Below are 13,780 nucleotides of genomic sequence, written 5' to 3' on the forward strand. Positions count from 1 at the left end.
GCTGATCGCGCAGTTCCCCGCGCCCCTAGGTAGTTAGGGGCGCGGGGAACTGCGCGAGAAGCGGCCACCGGTCCGCAGACGAGAGCGGGGCCCGGGGGCGCAGCCCCGGGAAAACTACTCCGCCCCTCCCCACTCACCCCCGGAGGGTTTAGGGAAGGGGCGGGGTGGGGGCGACTACCCGGGGCAGCTACAGCCCCTGCCACGCCGGCTTGTTCGCGTACGTGTGCCGAAAGTACTCCGCCAGCTTGAGCTTCGACGCAGCCGCCTCATCCACCACCACCGTCGCATGCGGATGCAGCTGAAGCGTCGACGCGGGCACCACGGACGCGACCGGCCCCTCCACGGTCTGGGCCACCGCCTCCGCCTTCCCCTCACCCGTGGCCAGCAGCACCAGATGCCGGGCCTCCAGGATCGTCCCGATCCCCTGGGTGATCACATGGTGCGGCACCTGCTCGATGTCGTCCTCGAAGAAGCGCGCGTTGTCCACCCGCGTCTGCTCCGTGAGCGTCTTGATCCGGGTCCGCGACGCCAGCGAGGAGCACGGCTCGTTGAAGCCGATGTGCCCGTCCGTGCCGATCCCCAGGATCTGGAGGTCCACGCCCCCGGCCGCCACCAGCGCCCGGTCGTACGCGTCGCACGCCGCCTGGACGTCCGCCGCCGAGCCGTCCGGCCCGATGAACGAGTCGGGCCCGAGCCCGAGCGGCTCCACGACCTGGCGGATCACGGTCGCGCGATAGGACTCGGGGTGCCCGCTCGGCAGCCCGACGTACTCGTCGAGCTGGCACACCCGCGCCCGCGAGACATCCACCGCACCCGCCGCGACCTTCGCCGTCAGCGCGTCGTAGATGGGCAGCGGGGTGGAGCCGGTGGCCACGCCGAGCAGGGCGTCGGGCTTGCGGCGCCACAGTGCCGCGATGGACTCCGCGATGAGCTCGCCGCCCGCCTTGGCGTCCGGGACGATGACAACTTCCACGTGGGCCTGCCGATCTGGAGACGTAGGGAACCTGGACACCGACAAGGGTGGTATAGACCAATCTAACAGAGCAGGGGCCCGTCCCGCTGGCGGTCCCGCCTTCTGCCATGGTCGACTGGAGGGGTTTCGGCAACGCGTACAGAGACCGCCCTCTGGAGGCATTCCGTATGTCGTCCCCGACCTCGCCGGCCCACCGCGAGCAGCCCGGCCGGATCATGCACGGCGAGATGGCCGAGCAGCCCGCCGTACTGCGCCGCCTCCTCGACCGCGGCGCGCCCCGCATCCGCGAGGTGGCCGCCGCGATCGCCGCCCGGCGGCCCCGCTTCGTCCTGCTGACCGCCCGTGGCACCTCCGACAACGCGGCCCTGTACGCCAAGTACCTGCTGGAGATCCGGCTGGGGATGCCGTGCGGGCTCACCTCGATGTCCACCACCACGGCGTACGGCGCCCGGCCCGACCTCCGTGACGTCCTCGTCATCACCGTCAGCCAGTCCGGCGGCTCGCCCGACCTCGTCGACTCCACCCGGGCCGCCCGGTCGGCGGGCGCGATCACGCTGGCCGTCACCAACAACGCCGACTCACCGCTCGCGGCCGTCTCCGAGCACCACATCGACATCCTGGCCGGGCCGGAGAAGGCGCTGCCCGCGACCAAGACGTACACCGCCTCGCTGCTGGCGCTCTACCTCTTCGTCGAGGGGCTGCGCGACGGCGACGTCTCGGCGGCCGGGGCGCTGCCCGAGCTCGCGGACCGGATCCTGGCGCGCCAGGACGAGGTGCGCGCGCTGGCCGCCCGCTACCGGTTCGCCGAGCGCATGGTCATCACCTCGCGGGGCTACGGCTACCCCACGGCCAAGGAAGCCGCCCTGAAGCTGATGGAGACCAGCTACATCCCCGCCCTCTCCTACTCCGGCGCCGATCTGCTGCACGGCCCGCTCGCCATGGTCGACAACATCTCGCCGGTGATCGCGGTGGTCACCGACGGCCGCGGCGGCCAGGCGCTCCAGCCGGTGCTCGACCGGCTGCGCGGCCGGGGCGCCGACCTCTTCGTCGTCGGCCCCAAGCCGCAGGTGGACGCGGCCTCGGCGGGGTTCGTGCTGCCGGTCGAGGGCGTTCCCGAGGAGCTCCAGCCGGTCCTGGAGATCCTGCCGCTGCAACTCCTCGCGTACGAGGTGACCATCGCCCGGGGCCAGGACCCCGACGCCCCGCGCGCCCTGGCGAAGGTGACCGAGACCCGCTGACCCCGGGCCCGGGGGCCGAAGGGTGGACGAGGCTAGGGCCTGTCCGATGGGTCCGGTCGGCTTCGGTCCCGGGGGTCTTTTCGGTGCTGGTGAGCGGGGGTTTGGTGCGTGCAGCTGCAAGGCGGAGGAGGGCGTCGACGCGTGGGGGCCCCTCCCTGCTCGAGCGGAGCCGAGAGCTTGGGGGAGTCGGCAACCGACGACAACGCCGCCGGGGGTCCCCCCTGGCCCTTAAGGCCTTGGGGGAGGGCGTGCCAGACCCCCGCGTGCCGACCGGACCCATCGGACAGGCCCTAGGCGTGGCGCCCCGCGCATGGCAGGCTCGTACCCGCCTGGAGCAGGGCCGTCAAACGGATGGACAGCGAGGAATGGTCTAGTCCACAATGGCCCGAGCAGGCCTCCGGCCTCCCCGCACAGGAGGCCGGACAGAGGTACGCGGCGCTCTCTGCCCTGACAGCGCCGAGCACCTCCCGTAAGGCCGAGGGGCACCGCACACCCGTCGGCCGGCAGTTCCGGGCTGCGGTGCCGGACGGGCCGAGGGTCCCGCCCCGGCGCCGTAGCCCGCGCGGGTACCCTCGCTGACGTGCCCTCCATGAACGACCTCGTACGTCAGCACACCGCTCTCAGTGAATCCGACCTGGAGTGGCTCCATCTGCTGGTCTCGGAGTGGCAGCTGCTCTCCGACCTCTCCTTCGCCGACCTCGTGCTGTGGGTGCCCACCCTGGACGGCACCCGGTACGTCTCCGTCGCGCAGATGCGGCCCAACACCGGGCCCACCTCCTACCAGGACGACATGGTCGGCCACCTCGTCCCGCGCGGCCGCCGTCCGCTGCTCGACGCCGCGCTCGACGAGGGCCGGATCGTGCGCGAGGGCGACCCGGAGTGGCGCGAGGAGGTCCCGGTGCGGGTCGAGTCCATCCCCGTACGCAGAGAGGGCCGCGTCCTCGGCGTCATCGCGCGCAACACCAATCTGCTCACCGTCCGTACACCCTCGCGGCTTGAGCTCACCTACCTCCAGTCCGCCTCCGACCTGGCCCAGATGATCGCCGCCGGGTCCTTCCCCTTCCCCGGGCAGCAGGTCGACATGGACGCCTCGCCGCGCGCCGGCGACGGGCTGATCCGGCTGGACGCGGACGGCATCGTCCAGTACGCCTCGCCGAACGCCCTCTCCGCGTACCACCGGCTCGGCCTCGCCTCCGACCTGGTCGGCCAGCACCTCGGCGAGCTCACCGCCCAACTCGCGCCCTCGCGCGGCCCGGTGGACGAGGCCATCGCCAAGCTGGCCAGCGGCTACGCGCCGCGCGAGACGGAGGTCGAGGGCAGCGGCGGGGTCATCCAGCTGCGCGCCATCCCGCTCAAGCCCAAGGGCACCCGGATCGGTTCGCTGGTGCTGCTGCGGGACGTGACCGAACTGCGCCGCCGCGAGCGCGAGTTGATCACCAAGGACGCCACCATTCGGGAGATCCACCACCGGGTGAAGAACAACCTCCAGACGGTCGCGGCCCTGCTGCGCCTCCAGGCCCGCCGGATCGACTCCGAGCAGGGGCGCGAGGCGCTGAACGAGGCGGTCCGCCGGGTCGGCTCGATCGCGATCGTGCACGAGACGCTCTCCCAGAACCTGGACGAGCGCGTCGAGTTCGACGAGATCGCCGACCGGGTGCTGGCGATGGTGGCGGAGATCTCCCCGGGCAAGGTCGGCTGCCGCCGTACGGGACGGTTCGGCATCCTGGACGCGGAGGTCGCCACGCCGCTCGCGATGGTGCTGACCGAGATCCTCCAGAACGCCCTGGAGCACGCCTTCGCCCAGGGGGAGCAGGGCACGGTCGACGTCTCGGCGGTGCGCGGCGGGACCCGCGAGGACGCCCGGCTGCTGATCACCGTGCGCGACGACGGCCGGGGGCTGCCGGAGGGCTTCGACCCGCAGAAGGCCGGGAACCTCGGCCTCCAGATCGTCCGCACCCTGGTCGAGGGCGAGCTCGGCGGCTCCTTCGACATGGTGGCGGCGCCGGAGCGGGGCACCCAGGTGGTGCTCGACGTACCGGTGCGGGCCGACAAGTAGCGCGGACGGCCCGCGAACAGCAGCGAGCCCCGGACCGCGAACGGTCCGGGGCTCGAATGCTGTGGGTTACTGCTGCGCGCTGCGGCTCGGGGGGCGGTGAGTGCGTACTCTCTGTACGCGCCGCGCGGGCCTAGGCAGAGGGGGGAATCAGGCGGTCGCGTTGCGCGCCCGGTTGCGAGCGGCACGGCGCTTCATCGCGCGGCGCTCGTCCTCGCTGAGGCCACCCCAGACGCCGGAGTCCTGGCCGGACTCGAGCGCCCACTGCAGGCACTGCTCCATGACGGGGCAGCGGCGGCAGACGGCCTTGGCTTCCTCGATCTGCAGCAGCGCAGGACCGGTGTTGCCGATGGGGAAGAACAGCTCGGGGTCTTCCTCACGACAAACGGCGTTGTGACGCCAGTCCATGGCTGCTACCTCTCTTGGTATTACGTGCGGTTGCTTGTGAATGTGAACGCTTTCACGAATCCCCCCGCAAGGGAAGGGCCGACTTCCAGTTGGACTGGTTGTGGTCCGAATTTAGGAGGGGTTCTGGCTCTCAGGGAGGCCGGTGTTGCGGGCCGTCCCGATCGCCATGTAGAGATTCGCAAACCTCGGCGGCGGATACAACCCCTTCCGAGAAGTTTTTTTTGATTCCTCGGTGTCGACTGGGTCACAGTCGTACTTCTATGGGGTGGGGCCCAGCCCAAACGTTCGAGTTAAAGGACTTTCGGCCCTTCCACTCACACAATCACACGCAGTGCACGGCGTACGCCTGTGAACGTCACGCTCGTCCGCAGACCCAGGTGGTCGCCGTCCATCTGGAAGGGCAGCGGGGCCTTGGAATGCAAGGTGAAGTCCGTGAGGTCATGGAGTGAAAGCGCGTGCTTGCCGTGTGGACCCTTCTCGGGGGTCGAGGTCAGCAGCTGGGTGGCGTAGCGGGCCGCCGACGAGGTCGAGAGTCTGGAGAGCGAGAGCACGTCGAGCGCGGTCTCGAACGACGCCTCCGGGGTCGCGTACACCGGGCGATTGCCCAGGTAGGTCCACGGGGAGGTGTTGCAGACTATCGACATCACCAGGTCCTCGACCGGGTCCTGGCCGGGCCGCTCCAGGGTGATCGTCCCGTGCCGGCGGTGTCGCTCCGCGAAGAACTGGCGGGCCACCTGGCGGAGGTAGAGGCTGTGGGTGGAGCGTCTGCCGCGCTCGCGCTGCTGTTCGACGCGGCCGACGACCCCGGCGTCGAAGCCGAGCCCGGCGCAGAAGGTGAACCAGCGGTCCGGGACGCCCTCGTCCTCGGTGCCCGGCGTGCCGGCCGCGAGGCCCAGGCTCACCGTGCGGCCACGGCCCTCGCGCATCGCGTCCAGGAGTATCCCGGTCGCCTCGACGGGCTCGTTGGGCAGGCCCACCGCGCGCGCGAAGACATTGGTGGAGCCGCCGGGGACCACCGCGAAGCTCGGCAGGTTCTCCGGGTCGGGGCCGTTGTGCAGCAGTCCGTTGACGACCTCGTTGACCGTGCCGTCGCCGCCGAGCGCCACGACCAGGTCGATGTCGCTGCTCTCCGCCGCCCGCCGCCCGAGGTCGCGGGCGTGCCCCCGGTACTCCGTCGTCACGGCCTCCAGCTTCATCTCGCTGGCCAGCGCGTGGATGAGGACATCACGGGTGCGGGCACTGGTGGTGGTAGCCGCCGGGTTGACCACGAGAAGTGCACGCATGGTCGCCAGAGTACCTACCGGGCGGTACCGGGCACAGTCCAGCCCCCTGCCTCCCGGCCGTCCCGCGCCTCCCGGGGCCCGGGGGACGGGCCTGCGGCGAGGGCTACCCTGCTGGGGTGAGTACTGAGCAGCACCCTGACAGCGAGACCGGCGCCACCGCCCCCGAGGGGCCGCGCCCCGGCCGGCTGACCGCCGCCGCCGCGATCGCCGCGGTCGAGGGCCTGGCCCTGGTCGCCGGCGGCATCTTCATGCTGGTGATGGGCCTGATGGGCAAGCCGGACCAGCCGCGCCAGGCCGAGACCGGCGGTGTGACGCTGATCGTCCTCGGGATCATCCCGTTGGTGGCGGCGCGCGGGCTGCTGCTGCGCCGCCGCTGGAGCCGCGGGCCCGCGCTGATCACCCAGATCCTGGCACTGCCGGTCGCCTGGATGTTCCTGACGTCGAACGGGCCGGCGATCCCGGTGGGGATCGCGATGGCGGCGCTCGCGGTGACCGGCCTGGTGATGCTGGTCAACCCGGCGACGGCGGAGGCGCTCGGGGTGCGGGGCGCGGGCGGCACGCGGACGCCGTAGTCCGCCGGGGCGCGTGGCGTCAGCGGCTCGCGGCCGGACGCGCGCGCCGGGGCGGACGGGAGCGCCCTCGGGCGGGAGTGCCCTCGGAGGGGAGTGCCCTACTCCTCCACCAGCAGCTTCTCCCGCAGCTGCGCCAGGGTCCTGGCCAGCAGCCGGGAGACGTGCATCTGCGAGATGCCGACCTCCTGCGCGATCTGCGACTGGGTCATGTTCCCGAAGAAGCGCAGCAGCAGGATCCGCTTCTCGCGCGGCGGCAGGTCCTCCAGGAGCGGTTTGAGCGACTCCCGGTACTCGACGCCCTCCAGCGCCTCGTCCTCCGCGCCCAGGGTGTCCGCGACCGCCGGCGACTCGTCGTCGGTGTCCGGGACGTCCAGGGAGAGCGTCGAGTAGGCGTTGGCCGACTCCAGCCCCTCCAGGACCTCCTCCTCGGAGATGCCCAGGCGCTCCGCCAGCTCGTGCACCGTGGGCGAGCGGCCGTGCTGCTGGGAGAGCTCGGCGGTGGCCGTGGTGAGGGCCAGGCGCAGCTCCTGGAGGCGGCGCGGCACCCGGACCGCCCACCCCTTGTCGCGGAAGTGCCGCTTGATCTCGCCGACCACCGTCGGGGTCGCGTACGTCGAGAACTCGACCCCGCGCTCCGGGTCGAACCGGTCGACCGACTTGATCAGGCCGATGGTGGCGACCTGGGTCAGGTCGTCCAGCGGCTCGCCGCGGTTGCGGAAGCGCCGGGCCAGATGCTCCACCAGCGGGAGGTGCATCCGGACCAGCTTGTTGCGCAGCTCGGCCTTCTCCGGCGAGCCGTCCGGGAGTTTGCGCAGCTCGATGAACATCGCCCGCGCCCCGCTGCGGTCCTGCGGATCGTGCTGGTGCTGCGTGTGCTCGATGTGCTCGCTCATGTGGGCCGCCCGCTCTGCCTGCCGCGTCTGCTCCGCCACGGCCTGAAGGCCGTCAAGTCCGTCCACCGGGTGCGGCCGGGCCTGCTGCTCCGGGATACCGACGGAGCGCGGCATCTCCGGATGCGATTCGGGGATGCGCCTGTCGTCCCGCACCGGACCGTCCCCGCTCACGCCGGTCCGGGTCCCGCGCCGCGCTGTTTGTACAGGCTGATGGAGACCGTGCGGTCGTCGGCGACCGAGGAGTCGACCTTGCCGGCGAGCGCGGAGAGCACCGTCCAGGCGAAGGTGTCGCGCTCGGGCGCCCGGCCGTCCGTGGTCGGGGCCGAGACCGTGACCTCCAGGGAGTCGTCGACGAGACGGAAGACACAGCTCAGTACGGAGCCGGGAACGGCCTGCTGGAGCAGGATCGCGCAGGCCTCGTCGACCGCGATACGCAGATCCTCGATCTCGTCGAGGGTGAAGTCCAAACGTGCCGCGAGACCGGCCGTGGCCGTACGCAGCACCGACAGGTAGGCACCCGCGGCCGGCAGCCGGACTTCCACGAAGTCCTGGTTCCCGGGCTCGCCTGCGATCTGGGACACCCTCACCTCCAAGGTGGCACAAGCTCTCTCGGGCCCCGGCGGAGGGGACGCCTCCGGGGCCATGCGGTACGAAATGCGGTGATCGTGCGTCGTCCACGCGATCGTGGTGCTCGGGGGGCGACGCTATCGCGATCCATGGTGCCGTGTCGCCGGGACCCCTCCCGGCAGGTGTCACTCATGGTAAGCATATGAGCACGGACAGTGGCTAGAGGTGTGCGGTGCCCAATTGCTGTGAACCGACGCCGGGTTGACGTACCCAGGCCCGGGGCCCGCGAACCGTCCGGATCCTCCTGACCTCCCGCGTCACACCAGTGCGTTGTCCACAAAACACCAGCGCCAGTCCTCGCCCTCCTCCAGGGTGCGCATCACCGCGTGGCCGGTCTCCAGGTGGTGGGCGGTCGCGTGCCGCATCGGCGAGGAGTCGCAGCAGCCCACATGGCCGCAGACCAGACAGAGCCGTAGCTGTACGTGATGGGTCCCGGCCGCCTCGCACCGCGGGCAGGTGTGCGTGCGCGGGGCGGGCTCGGGGCGCGGCAGTTCGGCAACATGCGGGCACTCGCTCATGATTGCCAGGTTACGACGGTCGGGTTGTGAGGTGGCTGGGATGGACGCGTTGCCGCTGGTGGCACTGGTCGCGGGGAGCGCGGTGGTGGCCGGAGCCGCCCGCCGCACCCCGGTGCCGGCCCCGCTGCTGCTGGTCGCGGCGGGGCTCGCCGCCGCCTATGTGCCGGGCGTGCCGGACTACACGCTCGACCCGCACACCGTGCTGCCCCTGCTGCTCCCGCCGCTGCTGTACACGGCCGCCGTCGACAGCTCGTACCTCGATCTGCGGGCCAATCTGCGGCCGGTGGCGCTGCTCTCGGTCGGCTATGTGCTCTTCGCGACCGTGGCCGTCGGCTGGCTCGCCTATCTGGTGGTGCCCGATCTGCCGCTCACCGCCGCGCTGGTGCTCGGCGCGGTGGTGGCGCCGCCGGACGCGGTCGCGGCCACCGCGATCGCCCGGCGCCTCGGCCTGCCGAGCCGGATCACCACCATCCTCCAGGGCGAGTCGCTGGTGAACGACGCGACCGCCATCACCGCGTACAAAGTGGCGCTCGCGGCCGCGGTGGGGGAGGGGGCGACCTGGGCGGGCGGGATCGGCGAGTTCGCCCTCGCCTCGCTCGGCGGGATCGGGATCGGGCTCGTCCTGATGGTGCCGATCCACTGGCTGCGCACCCATCTGACCGAGGCGCTGCTCCAGAACACCCTGTCGCTGCTCATCCCGTTCGTGGCGTACGCGGCGGCCGAGCAGGTCGGGGCGTCCGGGGTGCTCGCGGTGGTGGTCGTCGCGCTCTACCTGGGCCACCGCTCCTGGCAGGTGGACTTCGCGACCCGGCTCCAGGAGGCGGCGGTCTGGAAGATGGTCGCCTTCGTCCTGGAGTCGTCGGTGTTCGCCCTGATCGGGCTCCAGCTCCCGGTGGTCCTGAAGGGACTCGGCGAGTACCGGGTGGCGGAGGCGGCGCTGTACGCGACCGGGGTGTTCGCCGCGGTCGTCGCGATGCGGTTCGTCTGGGTCTTCCCGGCGACCTATCTGCCCAGGGCGCTCTCGGAGCGGATCCGCACCCGCGAGCCGGACACCACCTGGACCGCGCCGGTGATCGTGGGCTGGGCCGGGATGCGCGGGGTCGTCTCGCTCGCCATCGCCTTCTCGATCCCGCTGACCATGCACGACGGGAGCCCCTTCCCGGCCCGCAACCTGGTGCTCTTCCTGACCTTCACCACGGTCATCGCCACGCTGGTGGTGCAGGGGCTCACCCTGCCGCCGCTGATCCGGGCGCTGAAGCTGCCCGGGCGCGACGCGCGGGCCGAGACGCTGGCCGAGGCGCAGGCCCAGAGCGAGGCCTCGCTGGCCGCCGAGCGGCGTCTGGAGGAGCTCCTGGCGGACGAGGCCAACGCGCTGCCGCCGCCGCTGGCGGACCGGCTGCGCACGGTCCTGGAGCGGCGCCGCAACTCCCCTTGGGAGCGTCTGGGCGGGGTGAACGCGGTGACCGGCGAGTCCGCCGACGCCACCTACCGCAGGCTGTCGCGGGAGATGATCGGCGCCGAGCGCGAGGTGTTCGTCCGGCTGCGGGACGCGCGCCGGATCGACGACGAGATGCTGCGGACGCTGCTGCGCCGGCTCGACCTGGAGGAGGCGGCGGCGTACCGCGAGAGCGAGTCCTGAGCGAGGGTCCGGGGCCGCCGGCCCGCAGAGGAACCTACGGCCGCAGCGGCTGCCCGGTGATCACGGCCGCGACCGACGTCCCCGCGGGGAACGCGCCCTCCTCGGTCAGGGTCAGCAGCCCGTACAGCATCTTGGCGACGTAGACGCGCTCCACGGGCAGGCCGTGGCGGGACTCGAAGTCGTCGGCGAACGCGTCGAGTTCGGGGGTGGTACGGGCATAGCCGCCGCCGTGGAAGCGCTCGTCCAGGGACCAGTTGTCCCCGGGCGCGCCGAACGCCTCGTGCTGCGACCGCCGTATCTCGCGCGCGAGGAAGCCGCCGCGCAGCACCGGGAAGCCGAGCGCGCGCTGGTCCGGGGCGAGTCCGGCGGCGAGCCCGGCGAGGGTGCCGCCGGTCCCGCAGGCGACCGCCACGACGTCGGCGAGGCCGTGCAGCTCGCGCCCCAGCTCCGTACAGCCGCGTACGGCAAGGGAGTTGCTGCCGCCCTCCGGGACGACGTACGCGGACGGGCCGAAGCGCTCGCGCAGCGCGGCCAGCACCTCCGGCTCGGCCTTGCGGCGATAGGTCGTGCGGTCCACGAAGCACAGCCGCATGCCGTCCGCCGCGCACCGGGCGAGCGAGGGGTTCAGCGGCCGGTCGGCGAGCTCGTCGCCGCGGACCACGCCGATGGTGGGGAAGCCGAGGAGGCGGCCCGCGGCGGCCGTGGCGCGCAGATGGTTGGAGTAGGCGCCGCCGAAGGTCAGCACCGGCCGCCCGGCCGCCTCGCGCAGGTTCAGCACGAGCTTGCGCCACTTGTTGCCGGGCAGCGCCGGGTGGATCAGATCGTCGCGCTTCAGCAGGAGGCGGACGCCGTGGCGGGTGAAGCGCTCGTCCTCGACCGGTTGCAGGGGTGAAGGGATGCGCGGCCGCAAGGCGGTGGTCGGGTCGAGCGCTTCTTCGGTCACCTGTCCATTGTGACCGGCGCCCTCACTTCAGGCGCTCCTGGACCCGCTCCCGCAGCCAGACCATGCCGAAGCCCCTCGGGTCGACCTTGCCGGGCTGCCACTCCCGGTGGCCGATCACCGAGCGCTCGCTCCAGCCGTAGTGCCGGCAGATCGCCGCCGCGGCCTTCTCGATCGCCAGGAGCTGGGCCGGTGGCCAGGGGTCCTCGCCGTCGCCGAGGTTCTCGCACTCGAACCCGTAGAAGCGGGCGTTGCCGTCGGTGTCCGCCTTCACACACGGCGGCAGCCGTTTCTCGGCGATCACCGCGCGCAGCACGTCGCCGTCGCCCGCGTCGGCGTGGTTGGCGCGGCCGTTGCCCACCAGGTGGACGGTGCCGTCCTTGGTGATCACGCCGTGGCAGAGCGGGCCGGGCAGGCTCTCGTAGCCGTCGTAGCAGATGCGAACGGTGGACTGGGAACCCTGGGTGACGGTGTGGTGGACCATCACCCCGTTGAGCGGCCCCCAGGCGCCGTGTCCGGCCCGGTTGTGGGTGCGCCAGCCGTCGACCTCGACGACCCGGAGGCCCTCGGTGCGCAGTACGGAGAGCAACTGGTCAGCGGACATGGGTGGGGCCATGGCCGACTCCTTCGGAGAACGGCGCCCCGCTCTGGGGCGCCTGGTGCGGTTGTGGCGGATGTGCCGTACCGCTTCTACCGGAAGTTCCGTATTGGGGCGATCTGTTCGGGCGGCGTGCGAGCCGATCCGGACAGAACGCATGAAGGGGTCTTTACTGGAAATCTCATCTCATGGTGTGCGTACAGGGCAGCGGTGTGCGTACAGGGCACCCGCAAGGTCTCGGCCACCTCGTGCGCCGTGGACGGGGAGGTCTTCCGGCCGCTCTCGTCGGCGGCGGCCGGACGCGCCAGGACACGAAGCGCCAGGTCCGTGAAGCTCGTCGGCCGCATGAGGGCGCCGTGGGCAACCGGCACAGGCCGTGCCGATGCGTGTCCGGAACGGTGAGGGTCTCCCCGAGGGAATGCGCAACATGCCCCGCCGTAGCGGGTTCTAGTCCCACTCATTTGTGTAATGGCGTGGGCACGGTCCGTACTGGAAGGCTTCTCGCGCAGGTCAGCTCATGATCGGAAGATCGAGAGGGAAACACATGTCAGTCGAGGCAGGGCCCGAAAACCGCGCGCAGCAGAGTCTTGGCACCGCCGCCGCGCGGAATCTGGCGACCACCACCAAGTCCGTCCCCCAGATGCAGGAGATCACCTCCCGGTGGCTGCTGCGGATGCTGCCGTGGGTGCAGGTGCAGGGCGGTACGTACCGGGTCAACCGGCGACTGAGCTACTCGGTGGGTGACGGGAAGATCACCTTCGTGCAGACCGGCGACCGGGTCGCGGTCATCCCCGCCGAGCTGGGGGAGCTGCCCCCGCTGCGCGGCTTCGAGGACGAGACGGCGCTGGAGGAGCTGGCCAACCGCTGCGACCAGCGCGAGTTCGCCGCCGGAGAAGTGCTGGCCACCCGGGGCGACCCGGTGGACACCGTCTATCTGCTGGCCCACGGCCGCGTCGAGCAGGTCGGCACCGGCCCCTACGGCGACGAGGCGGTCCTCGGTGTCCTCGCCGACGGCGCCCACCTGGGCGAGCAGGCCCTCGTCTCCGACGACGCGACCTGGGACGCCACCGCGCGCGCCGTCACCGCCTGCACGGTCCTCGCGCTGAGCCGCGCGGACGTCCTCAACCTCGCCGAGCGCGCCACATCGCTGGGCGACCATCTCTCCGCCTATGCCGCGCTTCCGGAGCAGCGTACGAACAAGTACGGCGAGGCGGCCATCGACCTGTCGGCCGGCCATGTCGGCGAGTCGGTGATCCCGCACACGTATGTGGACTACGAGAGTGCGCCGCGTCAGTACGAACTCTCCGTCGCGCAGACGGTGTTGAAGGTCCACAGCCGGGTCTCGGACCTCTACAACCACCCGATGAACCAGACCGAGCAGCAGTTGCGGCTCACCGTGGAGGCGCTGCGCGAGCGCCAGGAGGACGAGCTCGTCAACAACCGCGAGTTCGGGTTGCTCGCCAACTGCGACTACGGCCAGCGCCTCCAGCCCCACGACGGCGTGCCCAGCCCCGACGACATGGACGAACTCCTCTCCCGCCGCCGTGGCAGCAAGCTCTTCCTCGCCCACCCGCGCGCCATCGCCGCCTTCGGCCGCGAGTGCAACAAGCGCGGCCTGGTCCCCGAGAGCATCGACGTCGACGGCAACCGCATCCCGACCTGGCGCGGAGTGCCGATCTTCCCCTGCAACAAGATCCCGGTCAGCGACGCCCGTACGACGTCGATCATCTGTATGCGTACGGGTGAGGACGAGCAGGGTGTGATCGGGCTGCGGCAGAGCGGCATCCCCGACGAGATCGAGCCGAGTCTGTCGGTCCGGTTCATGGGCATCGACGAGCAGGCGATCATCTCCTACCTGGTCACCGCCTACTACTCCGCCGCGATCCTCGTCCCGGACGCCCTCGGCGTCCTGGAGAACGTGGAAGTCAGCCGCTGGCGCTGACCCTTCAGGCCCCGGGCGGGTGGCCGGTGGTCGGGGAGGTCCCCCGGCCGCCCGTCCGGAAGAACCCCACCCCAGACGGCGCGTGAGAGCGCGCGG

General features: G+C 71.6%; 13 protein-coding genes. 5 read left to right on the forward strand and 8 right to left on the reverse strand.

The window, feature by feature from the left end; all coding sequences use genetic code 11:
- Positions 1 to 187: 187 nt before the first annotated feature.
- The gene (nagB, locus tag ABD236_RS01260; protein ID WP_344068769.1) at positions 188 to 973 is read right to left on the reverse strand and encodes a glucosamine-6-phosphate deaminase; all 786 of its coding nucleotides are present in this window, start codon (positions 971 to 973) and stop codon (positions 188 to 190) included.
- Positions 974 to 1,140: 167 nt separating this feature from the next.
- Here nagB and ABD236_RS01265 point away from each other — a divergent pair, with 167 nt between their 5' ends.
- The gene (locus ABD236_RS01265; RefSeq protein WP_344068772.1) at positions 1,141 to 2,211 is read left to right on the forward strand and encodes an SIS domain-containing protein; all 1,071 of its coding nucleotides are present in this window, start codon (positions 1,141 to 1,143) and stop codon (positions 2,209 to 2,211) included.
- 589 nt (positions 2,212 to 2,800) lie between these two features.
- Positions 2,801 to 4,267 (forward strand): sensor histidine kinase, encoded by a 1,467-nt coding sequence (locus ABD236_RS01270; protein WP_344068934.1) that lies wholly within the window; start codon positions 2,801 to 2,803, stop codon positions 4,265 to 4,267.
- Between the two features lie 147 nt (positions 4,268 to 4,414).
- Here ABD236_RS01270 and ABD236_RS01275 read toward each other — a convergent pair whose 3' ends face one another.
- A complete protein-coding gene (locus tag ABD236_RS01275) occupies positions 4,415 to 4,672 on the reverse strand; it encodes a WhiB family transcriptional regulator (RefSeq protein WP_004937597.1) in 258 nt (85 codons plus the stop codon).
- Positions 4,673 to 4,986: 314 nt separating this feature from the next.
- Entirely contained in the window at positions 4,987 to 5,955 is a 969-nt protein-coding gene (locus ABD236_RS01280) for a diacylglycerol/lipid kinase family protein (protein ID WP_344068775.1), read from the reverse strand.
- Between the two features lie 116 nt (positions 5,956 to 6,071).
- Here ABD236_RS01280 and ABD236_RS01285 point away from each other — a divergent pair, with 116 nt between their 5' ends.
- On the forward strand, positions 6,072 to 6,527 hold the full coding sequence (locus ABD236_RS01285) for a hypothetical protein (protein ID WP_344068778.1): 456 nt from the start codon (positions 6,072 to 6,074) through the stop codon (positions 6,525 to 6,527).
- A gap of 98 nt (positions 6,528 to 6,625) precedes the next feature.
- Here the strand turns inward: ABD236_RS01285 and ABD236_RS01290 are convergent, their stop codons facing one another.
- The 3 genes from ABD236_RS01290 to ABD236_RS01300 all read right to left on the reverse strand — a co-directional run bounded on the left by ABD236_RS01290 (position 6,626) and on the right by ABD236_RS01300 (position 8,565).
- Complete coding sequence (locus tag ABD236_RS01290) at positions 6,626 to 7,534, reverse strand: RNA polymerase sigma factor SigF (protein WP_344068781.1); 909 nt, start codon at positions 7,532 to 7,534, stop codon at positions 6,626 to 6,628.
- 53 nt (positions 7,535 to 7,587) lie between these two features.
- Positions 7,588 to 8,001: an ATP-binding protein gene (locus tag ABD236_RS01295; protein WP_067163834.1), complete on the reverse strand. Its 414-nt coding sequence runs from the start codon at positions 7,999 to 8,001 to the stop codon at positions 7,588 to 7,590.
- A 303-nt stretch (positions 8,002 to 8,304) separates the two neighbouring features.
- Entirely contained in the window at positions 8,305 to 8,565 is a 261-nt protein-coding gene (locus tag ABD236_RS01300; protein WP_344068788.1) for a UBP-type zinc finger domain-containing protein, read from the reverse strand.
- A 40-nt stretch (positions 8,566 to 8,605) separates the two neighbouring features.
- Here ABD236_RS01300 and ABD236_RS01305 point away from each other — a divergent pair, with 40 nt between their 5' ends.
- Complete coding sequence (locus tag ABD236_RS01305; protein WP_344068791.1) at positions 8,606 to 10,204, forward strand: Na+/H+ antiporter; 1,599 nt, start codon at positions 8,606 to 8,608, stop codon at positions 10,202 to 10,204.
- 34 nt (positions 10,205 to 10,238) lie between these two features.
- Here the strand turns inward: ABD236_RS01305 and ABD236_RS01310 are convergent, their stop codons facing one another.
- Positions 10,239 to 11,147, reverse strand: a complete 909-nt coding sequence (locus ABD236_RS01310; RefSeq protein ID WP_344068793.1) for a 1-aminocyclopropane-1-carboxylate deaminase/D-cysteine desulfhydrase — start codon at positions 11,145 to 11,147, stop codon at positions 10,239 to 10,241.
- Between the two features lie 22 nt (positions 11,148 to 11,169).
- Positions 11,170 to 11,760 (reverse strand): peptidoglycan recognition protein family protein, encoded by a 591-nt coding sequence (locus ABD236_RS01315; protein ID WP_344068796.1) that lies wholly within the window; start codon positions 11,758 to 11,760, stop codon positions 11,170 to 11,172.
- Between the two features lie 526 nt (positions 11,761 to 12,286).
- Between ABD236_RS01315 and ABD236_RS01320 the strand changes: the two genes are divergently transcribed.
- Entirely contained in the window at positions 12,287 to 13,684 is a 1,398-nt protein-coding gene (locus tag ABD236_RS01320) for a family 2B encapsulin nanocompartment shell protein (protein ID WP_344068799.1), read from the forward strand.
- Positions 13,685 to 13,780: the final 96 nt, after the last annotated feature.

The sequence above is a fragment of the Streptomyces crystallinus genome (genome assembly GCF_039521265.1).
In the GTDB taxonomy this organism is placed as follows: Bacteria; Actinomycetota; Actinomycetes; order Streptomycetales; family Streptomycetaceae; genus Streptomyces; species Streptomyces crystallinus.

Coding starts and splice junctions, on each gene's coding strand:
- ABD236_RS01300 (WP_344068788.1), bottom strand. CDS start 8,565: ATGAGCGAGTGCCCGCATGTTGCCGAACTGCCGCGCCCCGAGCCCGCC.
- ABD236_RS01270 (WP_344068934.1), top strand. CDS start 2,801: ATGAACGACCTCGTACGTCAGCACACCGCTCTCAGTGAATCCGACCTG.
- ABD236_RS01280 (WP_344068775.1), bottom strand. CDS start 5,955: ATGCGTGCACTTCTCGTGGTCAACCCGGCGGCTACCACCACCAGTGCC.
- ABD236_RS01290 (WP_344068781.1), bottom strand. CDS start 7,534: ATGCCGCGCTCCGTCGGTATCCCGGAGCAGCAGGCCCGGCCGCACCCG.
- ABD236_RS01265 (WP_344068772.1), top strand. CDS start 1,141: ATGTCGTCCCCGACCTCGCCGGCCCACCGCGAGCAGCCCGGCCGGATC.
- ABD236_RS01315 (WP_344068796.1), bottom strand. CDS start 11,760: ATGGCCCCACCCATGTCCGCTGACCAGTTGCTCTCCGTACTGCGCACC.
- ABD236_RS01305 (WP_344068791.1), top strand. CDS start 8,606: ATGGACGCGTTGCCGCTGGTGGCACTGGTCGCGGGGAGCGCGGTGGTG.
- ABD236_RS01320 (WP_344068799.1), top strand. CDS start 12,287: ATGTCAGTCGAGGCAGGGCCCGAAAACCGCGCGCAGCAGAGTCTTGGC.
- ABD236_RS01275 (WP_004937597.1), bottom strand. CDS start 4,672: ATGGACTGGCGTCACAACGCCGTTTGTCGTGAGGAAGACCCCGAGCTG.